Here is a 14869-nt window from a genome sequence, read left to right on the forward strand (position 1 = left end):
TCAGAAAAGTCGGTAAATCACCCGTGATGGGTAGACGCCTGTTGTCAGAGCGCGCCTCAGTAACGGCGCGCTCTGGCAACACAAGGTTTAGACGCCCAGGTAATCCAGAATGCCTTCAGCCGCATTACGGCCTTCGAAGATAGCGGTCACCACCAGGTCGGAGCCGCGCACCATGTCGCCACCGGCGAAGATCTTCGGGTTGCTGGTCTGGTGCTTGTACTGCGCCTGTTCCGGGGCCACGACACGGCCCTGGCTGTCAGTACTGATGGTGAACTGCTCGAACCATGGTGCCGGGCTTGGGCGGAAGCCGAAGGCGATGACCACGGCTTCGGCCGGGATGATCTCTTCGGAACCCGGAATCGGCTCCGGGCTGCGACGACCACGAGCATCAGGCTCGCCGAGACGCGTCTCGACCACCTTCACGCCTTCGACCTTGCCATCGCCCACGATGGCGATAGGCTGACGGTTGTAGAGAAACTTCACGCCTTCTTCCTTGGCGTTCTTCACTTCCTTACGCGAGCCAGGCATGTTTTCTTCGTCGCGACGATAAGCGCACGTCACCGACTTGGCACCCTGACGGATCGAGGTGCGGTTGCAGTCCATCGCCGTGTCGCCACCGCCCAGAACCACAACACGCTTGCCTTTCATGTCGACAAAATCTTCCGGGGCCTTTTCAAAGCCCAGATTGCGGTTGACGTTGGCGATCAGGAAGTCGAGCGCATCGTGCACGCCCGGCAGATCCTCACCGGGGAAGCCGCCTTTCATGTAGGTGTAGGTGCCCATGCCCATGAATACAGCATCGTATTCTTCGAGCAGTTGATCGATGGTGACGTCCTTGCCGACTTCGGTGTTGAGCCGGAACTCGATGCCCATGCCGGTGAACACTTCACGGCGATGGCTGAGTACGGATTTTTCCAGCTTGAACTCGGGGATGCCGAAGGTCAGCAGACCACCGATTTCCGGATTCTTGTCGAACACCACCGGCGTCACGCCGCCGCGCACCAGCACGTCGGCACAGCCCAGGCCTGCAGGCCCTGCACCAATGATGGCGACGCGTTTGCCGGTTGGCACGACTCTGGACATGTCCGGACGCCAGCCCATGGCAAACGCGGTGTCGGTGATGTACTTCTCGACCGAACCGATGGTGACCGCGCCGAAACCGTCGTTCAGCGTGCAGGCACCTTCACACAGGCGATCCTGCGGGCACACGCGGCCGCAGACTTCCGGCAGAGTGTTGGTCTGATGAGACAACTCCGCCGCCGCGAGAATATTGCCCTCGGCGACCAGCTTGAGCCAGTTGGGAATGAAGTTGTGCACCGGGCACTTCCACTCGCAATACGGGTTGCCGCAACCCAGGCAGCGATGCGCCTGATCGGCGGACTGCTGGGGCTTGAACGGTTCGTAGATTTCCACGAACTCCTTCTTGCGTTGACGCAGCAGTTTCTTCTTCGGGTCTTTACGTCCGACGTCGATGAACTGGAAGTCGTTACTGAGACGTTCAGCCATTCTCTGGAGCCTCTTTACGGCAGCTTCAGGTTACAAGCCTGAAGCTGCAAAAAATCGTGATCGCAGGCAATTAGCGCACTGCCGTTGGCTTGCGGTTTGAAGCTCACCGCTAGCAGCTGCTTTTATTGCGGATTCGCCCGAGTGCTGGAGAGCAGCGATTTCAGGTTGGCAGCCTTGGGTTTGACCAGCCAGAAACGACGCAGGTAGTCGTCCAGGTTTTCCGCAAGATTGCGGCCCCATTCGCTGTCGGTTTCAGCCACGTACTCGTTGAGAACGCTCTGCAAGTGTGTGCGATAGGCTTCCATCGACTCGCCGCTGATGCGCTGGATCTCGACCAGCTCATGGTTGACGAGGTCAACGAAGGTGTTGTCCTGGTCGAGCACGTAAGCGAAACCGCCAGTCATACCGGAACCGAAGTTGTAGCCGGTCTTGCCCAGTACGCAGACGAAACCACCGGTCATGTATTCGCAGCAGTGATCACCAGTGCCTTCCACAACGGTGTGGGCACCCGAGTTACGCACCGCGAAACGCTCGCCCGCCGTGCCCGCCGCAAACAGCTTGCCGCCGGTTGCGCCGTACAGGCAGGTGTTGCCGATGATCGCGCTCTCGTTGGTCTTGAACGGGCTGCCCTTGGGCGGCACGATCACCAACTTGCCAGCGGTCATGCCCTTGCCGACGTAGTCGTTGGCATCGCCTTCCAGATACATGTTCAGGCCACCGGCGTTCCACACTCCGAAGCTCTGACCGGCAGTGCCTTTGAAGCGGAAAGTGATCGGTGCCTTGTTCATGCCCTGGTTGCCGTGCAATCGGGCGATTTCGCCGGAAATCCGTGCGCCAATGGAACGGTCGCAGTTGCAGATGTCCAGTTCATACTCGCCACCGCTGAGCGATTCAATGGCCGGCTTGGCCATCTCCACCATCTGCTCGGCCAACAGACCCTTGTCGAACGGCGGGTTGCGATCCACCAGGCTGAACTGAGGCTTGTCAGCCGGAATGTGGTCGCTGCCCAGCAACGGTGTCAGGTCCAGATGCTGCTGCTTCTCGGTTTCGCCCGGCAGGATATCCAGCAGGTCGGTACGGCCGATCAGTTCTTCCAGCGTGCGAACGCCCAGCTTGGCCAGCCACTCACGGGTTTCTTCAGCCACGTAGGTGAAGAAGTTGATCACCATATCGACGGTGCCGATGTAGTGGTCCTTGCGCAGCTTTTCGTTCTGCGTCGCAACGCCGGTAGCGCAGTTGTTCAGGTGGCAGATACGCAGGTATTTGCAGCCCAGCGCGATCATCGGCGCGGTGCCGAAACCGAAGCTTTCAGCACCGAGAATGGCCGCTTTGATCACGTCCAGTCCGGTTTTCAGGCCACCGTCGGTCTGCACCCGGACCTTGCCGCGCAGGTCGTTGCCGCGCAGGGTCTGGTGAGTTTCGGCCAGACCCAGCTCCCACGGCGCGCCAGCGTACTTGATCGAGGTCAGCGGCGATGCACCGGTGCCGCCGTCGTAACCAGAAATGGTGATCAGGTCGGCATAGGCCTTGGCCACGCCAGCGGCAATGGTGCCAACGCCTGCTTCTGCCACCAGCTTGACCGAAACCAGCGCCGCCGGGTTGACCTGTTTCAAGTCAAAAATCAGCTGCGACAAATCTTCGATGGAATAGATGTCGTGGTGCGGCGGCGGCGAAATCAGCGTCACGCCCGGTACGGCATAGCGCAGCTTGGCGATCAGGCCATTGACCTTGCCACCCGGCAGCTGCCCGCCCTCGCCCGGCTTGGCACCCTGTGCAACCTTGATTTGCAGCACATCGGCATTGACCAGGTATTCGGGCGTTACACCAAAGCGGCCCGTGGCGATCTGCTTGATCTTGGAGCTGCGGATGGTGCCGTAACGCGCCGGATCTTCGCCGCCTTCACCGGAGTTGGAACGCGCGCCCAGGCGGTTCATTGCCTCAGCCAGCGCTTCGTGAGCCTCCGGCGACAAGGCACCCAGAGAAATACCGGCCGAATCGAAGCGCTTGAGGATTTCGCTCAGCGGCTCGATCTCGTCGATGCTCAGCGGCTGGTCAAGCGTTTTGACCTGTAGCAGGTCGCGAATCATCGACACCGGACGCTGGTCTACCAGCGAGGTGTACTCCTTGAACTTGCTGTAGTCGCCCTGCTGCACGGCGGCTTGCAGGGTGCTGACCACGTCCGGGTTGTAGGCATGGTATTCGCCACCAAACACGAACTTGAGCAGACCGCCTTGCTGGATCGGCTTGCGCGTGCTCCAGGCTTCGGCTGCCAGCGCTTTCTGTTCGGCTTCAATATCGACGAAACGCGCGCCTTTCAGGCGGCTCGGCACACCGCGGAAACTGGTGTCGCAAACTTCCTCGGACAGACCGATGGCTTCAAACAACTGCGCGCCACGGTAGGACGCAACGGTCGAGATACCCATCTTCGACAGGATCTTGAGCAGCCCCTTGGTGATGCCTTTGCGGTAGTTCTTGAAGACTTCGTACAGATCGCCAAGAACTTCGCCAGTACGGATCAGATCGCCCAGCACTTCATAGGCCAGGAACGGATAGACCGCCGACGCGCCGAAGCCGATCAATACGGCGAAATGGTGCGGGTCACGCGCGGTTGCGGTTTCGACCAGGATGTTGCTGTCGCAGCGCAGGCCCTGTTCGGTCAGACGGTGGTGAACCGCGCCGACCGCCAGCGAAGCATGCACCGGCAGTTTGCCCGGTGCGATGTGTCGGTCGCTCAGCACGATCAGGGTACGACCGGCACGCACAGCCTCTTCGGCCTGATCGGCAACGCTGCGCACAGCGGCTTCAAGACCCAGGCTTTCATCGTAGTTCAGGTCAATGATGTGGCGTTCGAAGCCCGGACGCTCCAGGTTCATCAGCGAACGCCATTTGGCTGGCGAAATGACCGGCGAACTAAGGATTACGCGTGAGGCGTGCTCTGGCGATTCCTGGAAGATATTGCGCTCGGCACCGAGGCAGATTTCCAGCGACATGACGATGGCTTCACGCAGCGGGTCGATCGGTGGGTTGGTGACCTGCGCGAACTGCTGGCGGAAGTAATCGTAGGGCGAACGCACACGACGCGACAACACCGCCATCGGTGTGTCGTCACCCATCGAGCCCACAGCTTCCTGGCCCTGTTCACCCAGCGGGCGCAGCACCTGATCGCGTTCTTCGAACGTGACCTGATACATCTTCATGTACTGCTTGAGCTGCTCGCTGTCGTAAAAAGCCGAGCCGTGGTCGTTGTCTTCCATGGTGGCCTGAATGCGCAGGGCATTCTTGCGCAGCCATTGCTTGTACGGATGACGCGACTTGAGACGGTTGTCGATGGCGTCGGTGTCGAGGATCTGACCGGTTTCAGTGTCCACGGCAAAGATCTGCCCAGGACCAACGCGGCCCTTGGCGATAACGTCTTCAGGCTTGTAGTCCCACACGCCGATTTCCGACGCCAGGGTGATGTAGCCGTTCTTGGTCGTGACCCAGCGCGCCGGGCGCAGGCCATTGCGGTCGAGCAGGCAGACGGCATGACGACCTTCGGTCATCACGATGCCGGCCGGGCCGTCCCACGGCTCCATGTGCATGGAGTTGTATTCATAGAAGGCGCGTAGATCCGGGTCCATGGTCTCGACGTTCTGCCACGCAGGCGGAATGATCATGCGCACGCCACGGAACAGGTCGATGCCGCCGGTCACCATCAGCTCAAGCATGTTGTCCATGCTCGATGAGTCCGAACCCACGCGGTTGACCAGCGGGCCCAGCTCGTCCAGATCCATCAGGTCGTTGGTGAACTTGGTGCGGCGCGCCTGTGCCCAGTTGCGGTTGCCGGTGATGGTGTTGATCTCGCCGTTGTGGGCAAGAAAGCGGAACGGCTGCGCCAGCGGCCATTTCGGCAGGGTATTGGTGGAAAAGCGCTGGTGGAACACGCAAATGGCAGTCTGCAGACGCTCGTCGCTCAGGTCCGGGAAGAAGGCCGTGAGATCGGCCGGCATCATCAGGCCTTTATAAATGATGGTCTTGTGCGAAAAGCTGCAGATGTAATGATCGGTATCTGCGGCGTTGGACACTGACGAACGGCGGCGCGCGCTGAACAGTTTGATGGCGAATTCCTGATCGCTCAGGCCTTCACCACCAATGTACACCTGCTCGATTTTCGGCAGGCGCTCCAGTGCCAGACGGCCCAGGACGCTGGTATCGATCGGCACCTGACGCCAGCCGACCAGTTCCAGGCCCTCGGCGAGGATCTCGCGGTTCATGTTTTCGCGTGCGGCGTCCGCCTTGGCGTCGTCCTGATTAAGGAACACCATGCCCACAGCATATTGGCGGGGCAGATCGGCACCGAAGTGCTCTTTGGCCATCGCACGCAAGAAGCCATCGGGCTTCTGAATCAACAGACCGCAACCGTCACCGGTCTTGCCGTCGGCGTTGATACCGCCACGGTGGGTCATGCAGGTCAGGGCCTGAACGGCCGTCTGCAACAGGTGATGACTGGGCTCGCCCTGCATATGAGCGATCAGGCCGAAGCCGCAGTTATCCTTGAATTCATCTGGTTGGTACAGACCTGCTTTCATAGACACTTTCTCACCAGGCTGCCTCTATGCGAGGCAAATTTCCTTTTAATTCAACCAATTACCTGTCACGCCGAACGCACGCCAGCTTCGGACAGGCAAAACGGAGGTCATTGTACACAGCGACACAAGGGCTAACAAATTTAACGACGACTGGTTGATAATCAATGTCGCAATTATGAAAGTTTTAAAACGGGTCGCTGTGCTAGTCAAAGCATTTCTTCAAGTATCTGACTGACGCGACGGGAGACTGTAAAGCGCTTGTAACGCAGACGCCGCAAGGCGCGCACCAATCAGGTGGCGCGCTTTGCGGGTTAAGTCAGGCTGGCTGGGTGAAGCGGCCCGGATAAGGCCGCTGCGACTTCAGCGACTGGCACCAAGCTCTTGTTGGACGCTGGCGACAGTACGGGGCCAAGGTTTACCAGCCTGAACCTTGGCTGGCAATACTTTGATGGCTGCCAGGGCGGCAGCACGGTCAGGAAAGTTGCCATACGTGATGACGTACAGCGGCTTGCCCTGCAGGGTTTTCTTGAAATAACGGTACTCGCCACCTTGCTCTGCGATGTAGGCCTGAGCGGTCGCTTCGGAGCTGGTGCCCAGAATCTGTACCACATAATGGCCTGGCGCCTGACTGCTGTACCAATTGCTACCGGCAGCCGGTTTGGCGGCTGCTGGCGCAGGTTTTTCCGCAGGCTTGGCAGCCGGGGCCGGAGCGGGCTTGGCTGTGGCGACCTGAGCAGGCGCAGGTGCAGGCGCTGGCGCCGGCTTGGCGGCTGGGGCAGGAATAGACGAGCGTGGCGTCTGGGCGGCAGCCTGACCGGCAGGCACGCCCGCAGGCGGCGCAGTGGTGGTCACGGTCGGCGGCTGGGCAGGAGAACCTGTCGGCACCGCGTCTTCGTCGGAATCACTCGACCCGGCTGCTTCAGCCAGCGGGCCGCGCATCACCGGTTGCGAGTTGCCATTCATCGGCAGCGGCATCGGCTGGGAATTGCCCGCGAACTCGATGGCCGGGCTACCGTTGTTCGATTGCTGAGCAGTTGGCTTGCCCTCGCCCAGCGGCAATTGCGCCTGAGCAGAAGCAGGGGCATTGGCTGGCGTGCCCGTTTTGTCACCGCGACCCGGGATCAGCACTGCTGCTGCCACGGCCACTATGACGACGGCACCCAAGGCCAATACGTGTTTTTTCGGCATGTTGAACCCCACACTTGGACGCTTGACCGCGGAACGACTCGCGATCATCGCCTCGATCATTGAATCGCGGGCTACCTGGTTGATTGCCCCAGGCCAGCCATCGGACTGTTCATGAATATCGGTGATCTGGTCGGCAGTGAACAACGCGATTCCTTGCCCTGCACCCTCCAGACGCTGAGCCAGATACTCTCGGGTTTCCTCTTCCGTATAGGGTTGCAGCTCGATGACGTGAAAGCGTTCGCCTTCGACATCGCCCTGCAGGTCGGCACACATCTGATCAAGACGATCGAGCAGCGATGGCTCTCCGAACAGGAATACATGCGGACGCCCTTCAGGCGTTCCCGCAGCAAGACCCAGCAACGCTTCGAGCGCCGAATCGCCCAGTTGTTCCGCGTCGTCAACCAGCAAGTAGACTTCCTGGCCGGTCAGCCCGAGCTGCACGACCTGCGACAGGATCGCCTGCATTTCAGCCTGGGCAACGCTCAGCGCCTGGGCAACCTGCTGCAGCACACCTGCCGCATCGCCAGCGCCGCGCGCAGAAACCACAACGCTTTGCACCGACTGCTTGTTGGTGCTTGCTACCAGCGCCTGACGCAGCAGGGTCTTGCCGCTGCCCTGCGGCCCGGTCACTGCCAGCAACAACTGGCTGTAACGCGCCAGATGATGAAGCTGACCCAGTACAGGCTTGCGCTGGGCAGGAAAGAATTTGAAGCCAGGTACCCGCGCTGCAAAGGGGTCATGACTCAACTGATAATGGCCGAGGAAGGCCTCGTCGGCATGCAAACTAGTCATGGGTTTTCCGTTAACCTCTAAGCTGATCCACCAGGGCGCGATAGTCCGCAACCAGAGTGGCCTGTAATACTTCTTTTGGATAATCGTCCGTGATAACCGCTTCACCCATCTGGCGCAACAGCACCAGACGCAAGCGACCGTCGATGACTTTCTTGTCGATCGCCATGTGTTCGAGGAAATTGTCTTCCGTCATGTCCTGTGGTGGCACCACCGGCAGCCCGGCGCGCTGAAACAGGCGAATACCGCGATCCCGATCCTGCGTGCTGATCCAGCCCAGACGCGAGGACATTTCCAGCGCCATGACCGTACCGGCAGCTACTGCCTCGCCATGCAGCCAGACACCATAGCCCATATGCGTCTCGATGGCGTGACCGAATGTGTGACCCAGGTTCAATGTGGCGCGGACACCGGACTCACGCTCGTCGGCGCCGACCACCAGCGCCTTGGCTGCACAGGAGCGTTCGATGGCCACGGTCAGCGCCGCCTGATCCAGTCCGCGCAGCGCGTCGACGTGCTCTTCAAGCCAGGTCAGAAACGGCTCGTCGCAGATCAGGCCGTACTTGATGACCTCTGCCAGCCCGGCGGACAGCTCACGCTCGGGCAGGGTATTGAGCGAGGTGGTATCGATCAGCACGACGCTTGGCTGATAGAAGGCCCCCACCATGTTCTTGCCCAGCGGATGATTGATGCCGGTCTTGCCGCCCACCGAGGAGTCCACCTGGGACAGCAACGTGGTGGGGATCTGGATGAAATTCACGCCGCGCTGATAACAGGCGGCAGCAAACCCGGCCATGTCGCCAATCACACCGCCACCCAGGGCGATGACCGTGGTGCGGCGATCATGACGAGCGGTCAGCAGGCCATCGAAAATGGTCTGCAGGGTTTCCCAGTTCTTGAACGCCTCGCCATCGGGCAGAACAATCGGAAGAACGTTGTAACCGGCCAGGGTCTGCGTCAGACGCTCCAGATACAGCGGTGCCACTGTCGTGTTGGAAACGATAGCCACCTGACGCCCGACGATATGCGGGGTCAGGAGCTCTGGCTGATCCAGCAGGCCTTCGCCAATATGGATCGGGTAGCTACGCTCACCAAGCTCGACCTTAAGTGTCTGCATGTGTCCCCACATTGATTACCGGTTGGACGGTTTGTGCTTCAGCAGGTCATGACGCAAGGCCATGCACCGTCGCTGTTTTGCTGGTCGACGAGAATAGCGCATTTTCGCCTGCGCTTTAACGGGGAGGAAGCTCTGCAAGGCGCGCCAATATCTCGAGAACCACCATTCGGGGTGGCCGCTCATCGGTTTCAATCACCACGTCGGCGATTTCCCGATAAAGCGGGTCGCGGATAGCCAGCAATTCACTGAGCACCCGGGCCGGATCAGCGGTACGCAACAAAGGACGATTTCGGTCACGCGCGGTGCGCCCGACCTGCTGTTCTATGGAAGCATGCAGATACACCACGCGCCCACCGGCACGCAACGCCTGACGGTTTTCACCGCGCATGACGGCACCGCCACCGGTGGCCAGAACCAGGCCATCGGCTTCGCACAGCTCGGCAATCATGGCCTGCTCGCGCTCACGGAAACCCGGCTCGCCTTCCTTGTCGAAGATCCACGGGATATTGGCGCCCGTGCGCAACTCGATTTCCTTGTCGGAATCCTTGAACGGCAGTCGCAACTCTTTGGCAAGCAAACGGCCGATGGTGCTTTTGCCAGCACCCATCGGCCCCACAAGTATTAAATTTCGCACAAAATCAACGACTCACAGAAATCGCCTGGTTGTTCATGATACGCGGAGTCAAAAATACCAACAGCTCGGATTTGGACTCGGATACCACATCGCGCCTGAAAAGCCGGCCAAGATACGGTACATCGCCAAGAAATGGCACTTTATCGACAACTTTACTTTGCGTATTTGAGAACACACCACCAATGACGATGGTTTCGCCATCGGAAATCAGCACTTTGGCGTTGACCTCGTTTTTCTTGATCGGTGGTACACCAAGCACCGCATTCAGGTAGTCCGGCTCATCCTTGGTGACCTTGACCTCCATGATGATGCGGTTGTCCGGCGTGATCTGCGGCGTTACCTCAAGCGACAGCGAGGCTTCCTTGAAGCTCACCGTGGTTGCACCGCTGGAGCTGGATTCCTGATACGGGATCTCGGTGCCCTTGAGGATCTTGGCGGTCTCCTTGTCGGAAGTGACTACCTTGGGCTGGGAGACGATTTCACCGTTACCGGTCTTCTCCATCGCGCTCAGCTCAAGGTCCAGTAACGTATTGTTGGTGACGAAGCCCAGGCCAATGCCTGAGGTTGCACCAGATGCGCCCATATCGACAAACGGCACGTTGGAGGTCACGTTGCTGCCAGTGTTACCTGCCTCATCGCCATTATTATCAAGGCCATAGGTTGTCCATTTTCCATTGCCGCTGGTGTTGGTCGAGCCGCCCCAGCGCACACCCAGTTGCTTGTTGTAATCGACGTTGGCCTCGACGATGCGCGCCTCGATCATCACCTGACGCACCGGAATGTCCAGTTGCGAGACGATGCGACGCAGTTCGTCGAGCCGGTCCTGGGTTTGATAGGCAATGATGTTGTTGGTCCGGTCGTCCACAGTGATCGAGCCACGCTCGTCGGTCTTGGACTCGGCGCTGGTCACCGACTGGAACAGCTTGGCGATATCGGCAGCCTTGGCGTAATTGACCTGCAACAATTCACGACGCAGGGGCGCCAGCTCGGCGATCTGCTTGAGCGATTCAAGCTCCTGACGCTCGCGGGCAGCAATTTCATCGGCGGGCGCGACCAGCAGAACGCTGCCGACCTTGCGCTTGTCCAGGCCCTTGGTTTTCAGCACCAGGTCCAGCGCCTGATCCCATGGCACGTTCTGCAGACGCAGAGTAATACCGCCCTGAACCGTGTCGCTGGCTACCAGATTGAGGTTGGTGAAGTCGGCAATCAGTTGCAGCACCGAGCGTACGTCGATGTCCTGGAAGTTCAGCGACAGCTTTTCACCGGTGTACACCGGTTTGTCAGCGGCGCGGCGGTCCAGATCCTCATTGGTCAACGGCCGCACACTGATGGTCAGCTTGTTTTCGGTCTGAAACGCCGAGTAGTCGAAGGCACCCGACGGCTCGATCAGGATACTGGCCTTGTCGCCCGTAGCCGACGCACTGACAAACTGCACCGGCGTGGCGAAGTCCTTGACGTCCAGCCGCACGCGCAGCGGTTCGGGCAGTTGGGTCTTGGCGAAGTCGACGCGAATCTTGCCGCCCTGCTCCTGAATATCCGGGGCAATGCCGGGGTTGCTCAAATCTATGATCACATTGCCTTCACCCAGCTCGCCGCGCTGGAAATCGACATTCCTGATGGCCTTGACGCCCGCAGGGATAAACGGTTTGGCAGATGCCGGAGTGGGTGGCGGCACCGCTACCCGTTGCGCGCCCATCGCGGTGGTTGGCTGGGAAGCCTGCGCAGCGGCTGCGCCCTGACCGATAACCACGTAAAGGTTGTTACCGTCGACGCGGGAGCTGTAGGGCGAAAGCGTGGTCAGGTTAATGATTACCCGCGTGCGGTCCTGAGCCTGTACAACGACCACGCTGCGTGCGTTACCGTTACCGAGTTCACGGCTTTTGGTCGCCAACTGACTGGTCACGCCCGGCAGGTCCAGCGCAATACGCGCAGGTTGCGCCGTGGTGTAACCGCGCGGCGCAGGCACCGGCGAGTCGAATGCCAGCTTGAGCTCGATGCGATCACCCGGCAGGGCGGCGACATCCAGGGTCTTGAGGTTGGCAGCCTGGAGAACCGGCGAAAGCATCGCGATGCATAACGACACGCCGATAATCGAGAAAATCCGGGTCATGATCAATTTCCGTTGAGCGCTACTGTGCATACTTGGCCTTGCCCACTTCATGAGCGTTCTTTGAGGGCGATAGTGCGCGGCCTTTCCAGCCAGGCCCCCTCTCCATCAGGAACAATTTCAATGACATCTACCTGCGCATCACCGATTGACACTACCCGGCCGTTGTTACGGCCCAGGTAATCTCCCACCTTGACGCGATGAACGCCTCCCGCACCGCGCAACAGGGCAAATGTCCCTGACTCGTTGCCAATCGTGCCGACCATCTCGAACGACTCGATATTGAACCCTTCCAGGAACTGCCTGACCCGGTGCTCGTCCGGTGCTACCAGCCGCGAGCCCTTCTGGCGGTTGAGCAGGTCGATCTTGACCGGCGGCTGAAAAGGACTGCGCAGCGTAGAGGCGTTGTAGGTGAACGCTTCATACGGACGAAACTTTGGCAGGGCCTCGATAGTGCCGCTCGGGCGCGCTCTGGCCTGATCCATGAACGCCGACAGGTCGGCAAAATCATTGTCATTACCGCAACCGGCCAACCCTGTCATAACCACACTGACGCACAGCAATCGCGCCGCCCTCATTTCTTCAGCCCTTCATCGTTGTAGCGGTAGGTCTTGGCCAGAATGCTCATGCGCAACTTGGTCGGCACCTTCGGATCGACCGGTTTGATCTCGAAATCATGCAGCGTGACGATGCGCGGCAGGCTGGCGACACCGCTGACGAAGGTTGCCAGGTCGTGATAACCACCGACTACCGTGATCTGTATCGGCAGCTCGATGTAGAACTGCTGAACCGCCTCGGGCAGCAGTTTGATTTCCTCGAACTCAAGCCCGCTTCCCAGTCCGGTCCGGGTTATATCCTCAAGCAAGCCAGGCACTTCGGTGTCGCTGGGCAATTGCCGCAGCAGAGCACCGAAGGTGTTTTCCATTTCTTCCATCTGCTTCTTGTAAGGCTCAAGGTTGGCAGCCTGGAAGGCCTTGTTGGAAAACTGCTCCTTGAGCGTCACTTCACTGTTCTGTGCGCTTTCCAGCTGGGTTTCCAGGTCCTGAATAAAGAAGAAGTAGCCCAGTGCGAAAATCAGTACCGCGACCAGCACGCCGGCAATGGCCTTGACCGCTGCTGGCCAGGAACCCAGGTTGTTCAGGTCCAGCTCGCTCAGGTCAACCTTGCGAAGCCCTTCCAGCCATTCAGACATATTCATGGCTTGGCTCCTGTAGCGGGCGTGGTTGCAGCGGGTGCAGCCGCGGCAACCGGCGGCTGGGTCTGACGCACTGTCAACTGAAAGACGTTGGCCTGATCCACAGCCCCTGCAGTCGTGGCCTTCACTTCAGTCAGGCTCGGCGCTTCCAGCCAGTCAGAGGCTTCAAGGTTGCGCATCAGGTCGGAAACCCGGTTATTCGATTCGGCAGCGCCACTGATGGCAATCAGCTTGTCGGTCATTTTGACCTGCGAGAAATAAACGCCATCCGGAAGAGTGCGCGCCAGTTGATCGAATACACGCCCCGTGATCGGGCGGTTGCCTTGCAGGTCCTGAATGATCTTCATGCGCTCAAGTAACTGTTTGCGACGCGCCTTCAGGTCGCTGATCTCCTTGATGCGTATATCGAGCTGAGCGATCTGCGTCTGCACAAACGCGTTGCGCGCCATCTGATGCTCAATGGCGTTGCTGACGTAACGATCAATCAGAAACAGAATACCGACTGACACCACCAACACGCCGACCAGCGCGGTCAGGAAGCGCTTTTTACGTTCTTCGCGAAGCTCTTCGCGCCACGGTAATAAGTTGATCCGCGCCATCAGTCGAAGCTCCTCAACGCCAGACCGCACGCGATCATCAACGCGGGAGCGTCACTGGCCAGCGCCCCGGCATTGACCTTGGAGCTCAGGGCCATGTCGGCAAACGGGTTGGCGACCATCGTCGGGGTGCCAATGCGTCGTTGAATCAAATGCTCCAGCCCTGAAATCGAAGCCGTGCCGCCTGCCAGCATGATGTGATCCACGGAGTTGTATTGACCGGCCGCAAAGAAGAACTGCAAAGAACGGGAGACCTGCTGCACCAACGCATCCTTGAAGGGGTCCAGCACCTCGCTGACATAGTCGTCGGGCAACCCGCCCTGCTTCTTGGCAAGCCCGGCCTCCTCCATGGAAAGCCCATAGCGGCGCTGGATTTCGTCAGTCAGCTGGCGGCCACCAAACAGTTGCTCGCGGGTATAGATGATCCGGCCATGATGCAGCACGCTGAGGGTGGTCATGGTGGCACCGATATCGACCACCGCCACGGTAAGCTCGTCATGACCGTTACCCAGTTGCGCAGCCAGCAGGCCGAACGAGCGCTCCAGGGCATAGGCCTCGACGTCCACCACGCGCGCAGTCAGCCCGGCCAGAGCCAGCGCCGCCTCACGCACTTCGACGTTCTCTTTGCGGCAGGCAGCCAGCAATACTTCGACGCGTTCGGGATTGCGCACCGAGTAGCCCTGCACTTCGAAATCGATGGCGACTTCTTCCAGCGGATAAGGGATGTACTGGTCAGCCTCAAGCTTGAGCTGGTTTTCCATGTCGTCGTCGGAAAGACCGGCGTCCATTTCAATCGTCTTGGTGATCACGGCGGAACCGGCTACGGCGACCGCCACGATCTTGACGCTGGTCTTGGCCTTGGCGAGCACGCGAGACAGCGCCTGACCAACCCCTTCGAGCTCGGCAATATTCTTTTCGACGACAGCGTTGGCCGGCAACGGCTCGACTGCGTAAGACTCGACCTTGTAACGAGTGCCGGAACGACTCAATTCCAGGAGTTTTACCGAGGTGGAGCTAATATCGATCCCTAGAAGGGTGTTGGCCTTCTTACTGAAGAGTTCGAACACAACCTGATTCCTATGAGTTTCCGCCACTTACGGAGTTATTTCGGGCCAACGTCACTGTCGACAGCCTTGACAGTAGCGCAAATCACGCTCGTGGACGAAAAA

At 59.5% G+C, this 14869-nt stretch carries 10 protein-coding genes; all 10 read right to left on the minus strand.

The genetic code is table 11. The features are described 5' to 3' along the window. Window positions 1-87: 87 nt before the first annotated feature. Complete coding sequence (locus RYC18_RS18940; protein ID WP_002551661.1) at window positions 88-1506, minus strand: FAD-dependent oxidoreductase; 1419 nt, start codon at window positions 1504-1506, stop codon at window positions 88-90. A 122-nt stretch (window positions 1507-1628) separates the two neighbouring features. Next, the gene (gltB, locus tag RYC18_RS18945; RefSeq protein ID WP_005743114.1) at window positions 1629-6074 is read right to left on the minus strand and encodes a glutamate synthase large subunit; all 4446 of its coding nucleotides are present in this window, start codon (window positions 6072-6074) and stop codon (window positions 1629-1631) included. Window positions 6075-6434: 360 nt separating this feature from the next. Further along, the gene (locus tag RYC18_RS18950; RefSeq protein WP_005778690.1) at window positions 6435-8054 is read right to left on the minus strand and encodes an SPOR domain-containing protein; all 1620 of its coding nucleotides are present in this window, start codon (window positions 8052-8054) and stop codon (window positions 6435-6437) included. 10 nt (window positions 8055-8064) lie between these two features. Beyond that, window positions 8065-9168 carry a 3-dehydroquinate synthase gene (gene aroB / locus RYC18_RS18955; RefSeq protein ID WP_002551658.1) on the minus strand — a complete coding sequence of 368 codons (1104 nt, stop codon included), beginning with the start codon at window positions 9166-9168 and terminating at the stop codon, window positions 8065-8067. Window positions 9169-9283: 115 nt separating this feature from the next. Then, the gene (gene aroK, locus RYC18_RS18960; RefSeq protein ID WP_002551657.1) at window positions 9284-9802 is read right to left on the minus strand and encodes a shikimate kinase AroK; all 519 of its coding nucleotides are present in this window, start codon (window positions 9800-9802) and stop codon (window positions 9284-9286) included. A 4-nt stretch (window positions 9803-9806) separates the two neighbouring features. Continuing rightward, a complete protein-coding gene (gene pilQ, locus RYC18_RS18965) occupies window positions 9807-11912 on the minus strand; it encodes a type IV pilus secretin PilQ (protein ID WP_005743117.1) in 2106 nt (701 codons plus the stop codon). 47 nt (window positions 11913-11959) lie between these two features. After that, window positions 11960-12487 (minus strand): type 4a pilus biogenesis lipoprotein PilP, encoded by a 528-nt coding sequence (gene pilP / locus RYC18_RS18970; protein WP_002551655.1) that lies wholly within the window; start codon window positions 12485-12487, stop codon window positions 11960-11962. Further along, window positions 12484-13107 carry a type 4a pilus biogenesis protein PilO gene (gene pilO / locus RYC18_RS18975; RefSeq protein WP_002551654.1) on the minus strand — a complete coding sequence of 208 codons (624 nt, stop codon included), beginning with the start codon at window positions 13105-13107 and terminating at the stop codon, window positions 12484-12486. The genes pilP and pilO overlap by 4 nt, the downstream gene beginning before the upstream one ends. Next, the gene (locus RYC18_RS18980) at window positions 13104-13703 is read right to left on the minus strand and encodes a PilN domain-containing protein (RefSeq protein WP_004654254.1); all 600 of its coding nucleotides are present in this window, start codon (window positions 13701-13703) and stop codon (window positions 13104-13106) included. The genes pilO and RYC18_RS18980 overlap by 4 nt, the downstream gene beginning before the upstream one ends. Next, on the minus strand, window positions 13703-14767 hold the full coding sequence (locus RYC18_RS18985; RefSeq protein ID WP_002551652.1) for a pilus assembly protein PilM: 1065 nt from the start codon (window positions 14765-14767) through the stop codon (window positions 13703-13705). The genes RYC18_RS18980 and RYC18_RS18985 overlap by 1 nt, the downstream gene beginning before the upstream one ends. Window positions 14768-14869: the final 102 nt, after the last annotated feature.

Origin of the sequence: Pseudomonas syringae group sp. 247E2 (assembly GCF_032587795.1) — a bacterium.
In the GTDB taxonomy this organism is placed as follows: Bacteria; Pseudomonadota; Gammaproteobacteria; order Pseudomonadales; family Pseudomonadaceae; genus Aquipseudomonas; species Aquipseudomonas amygdali.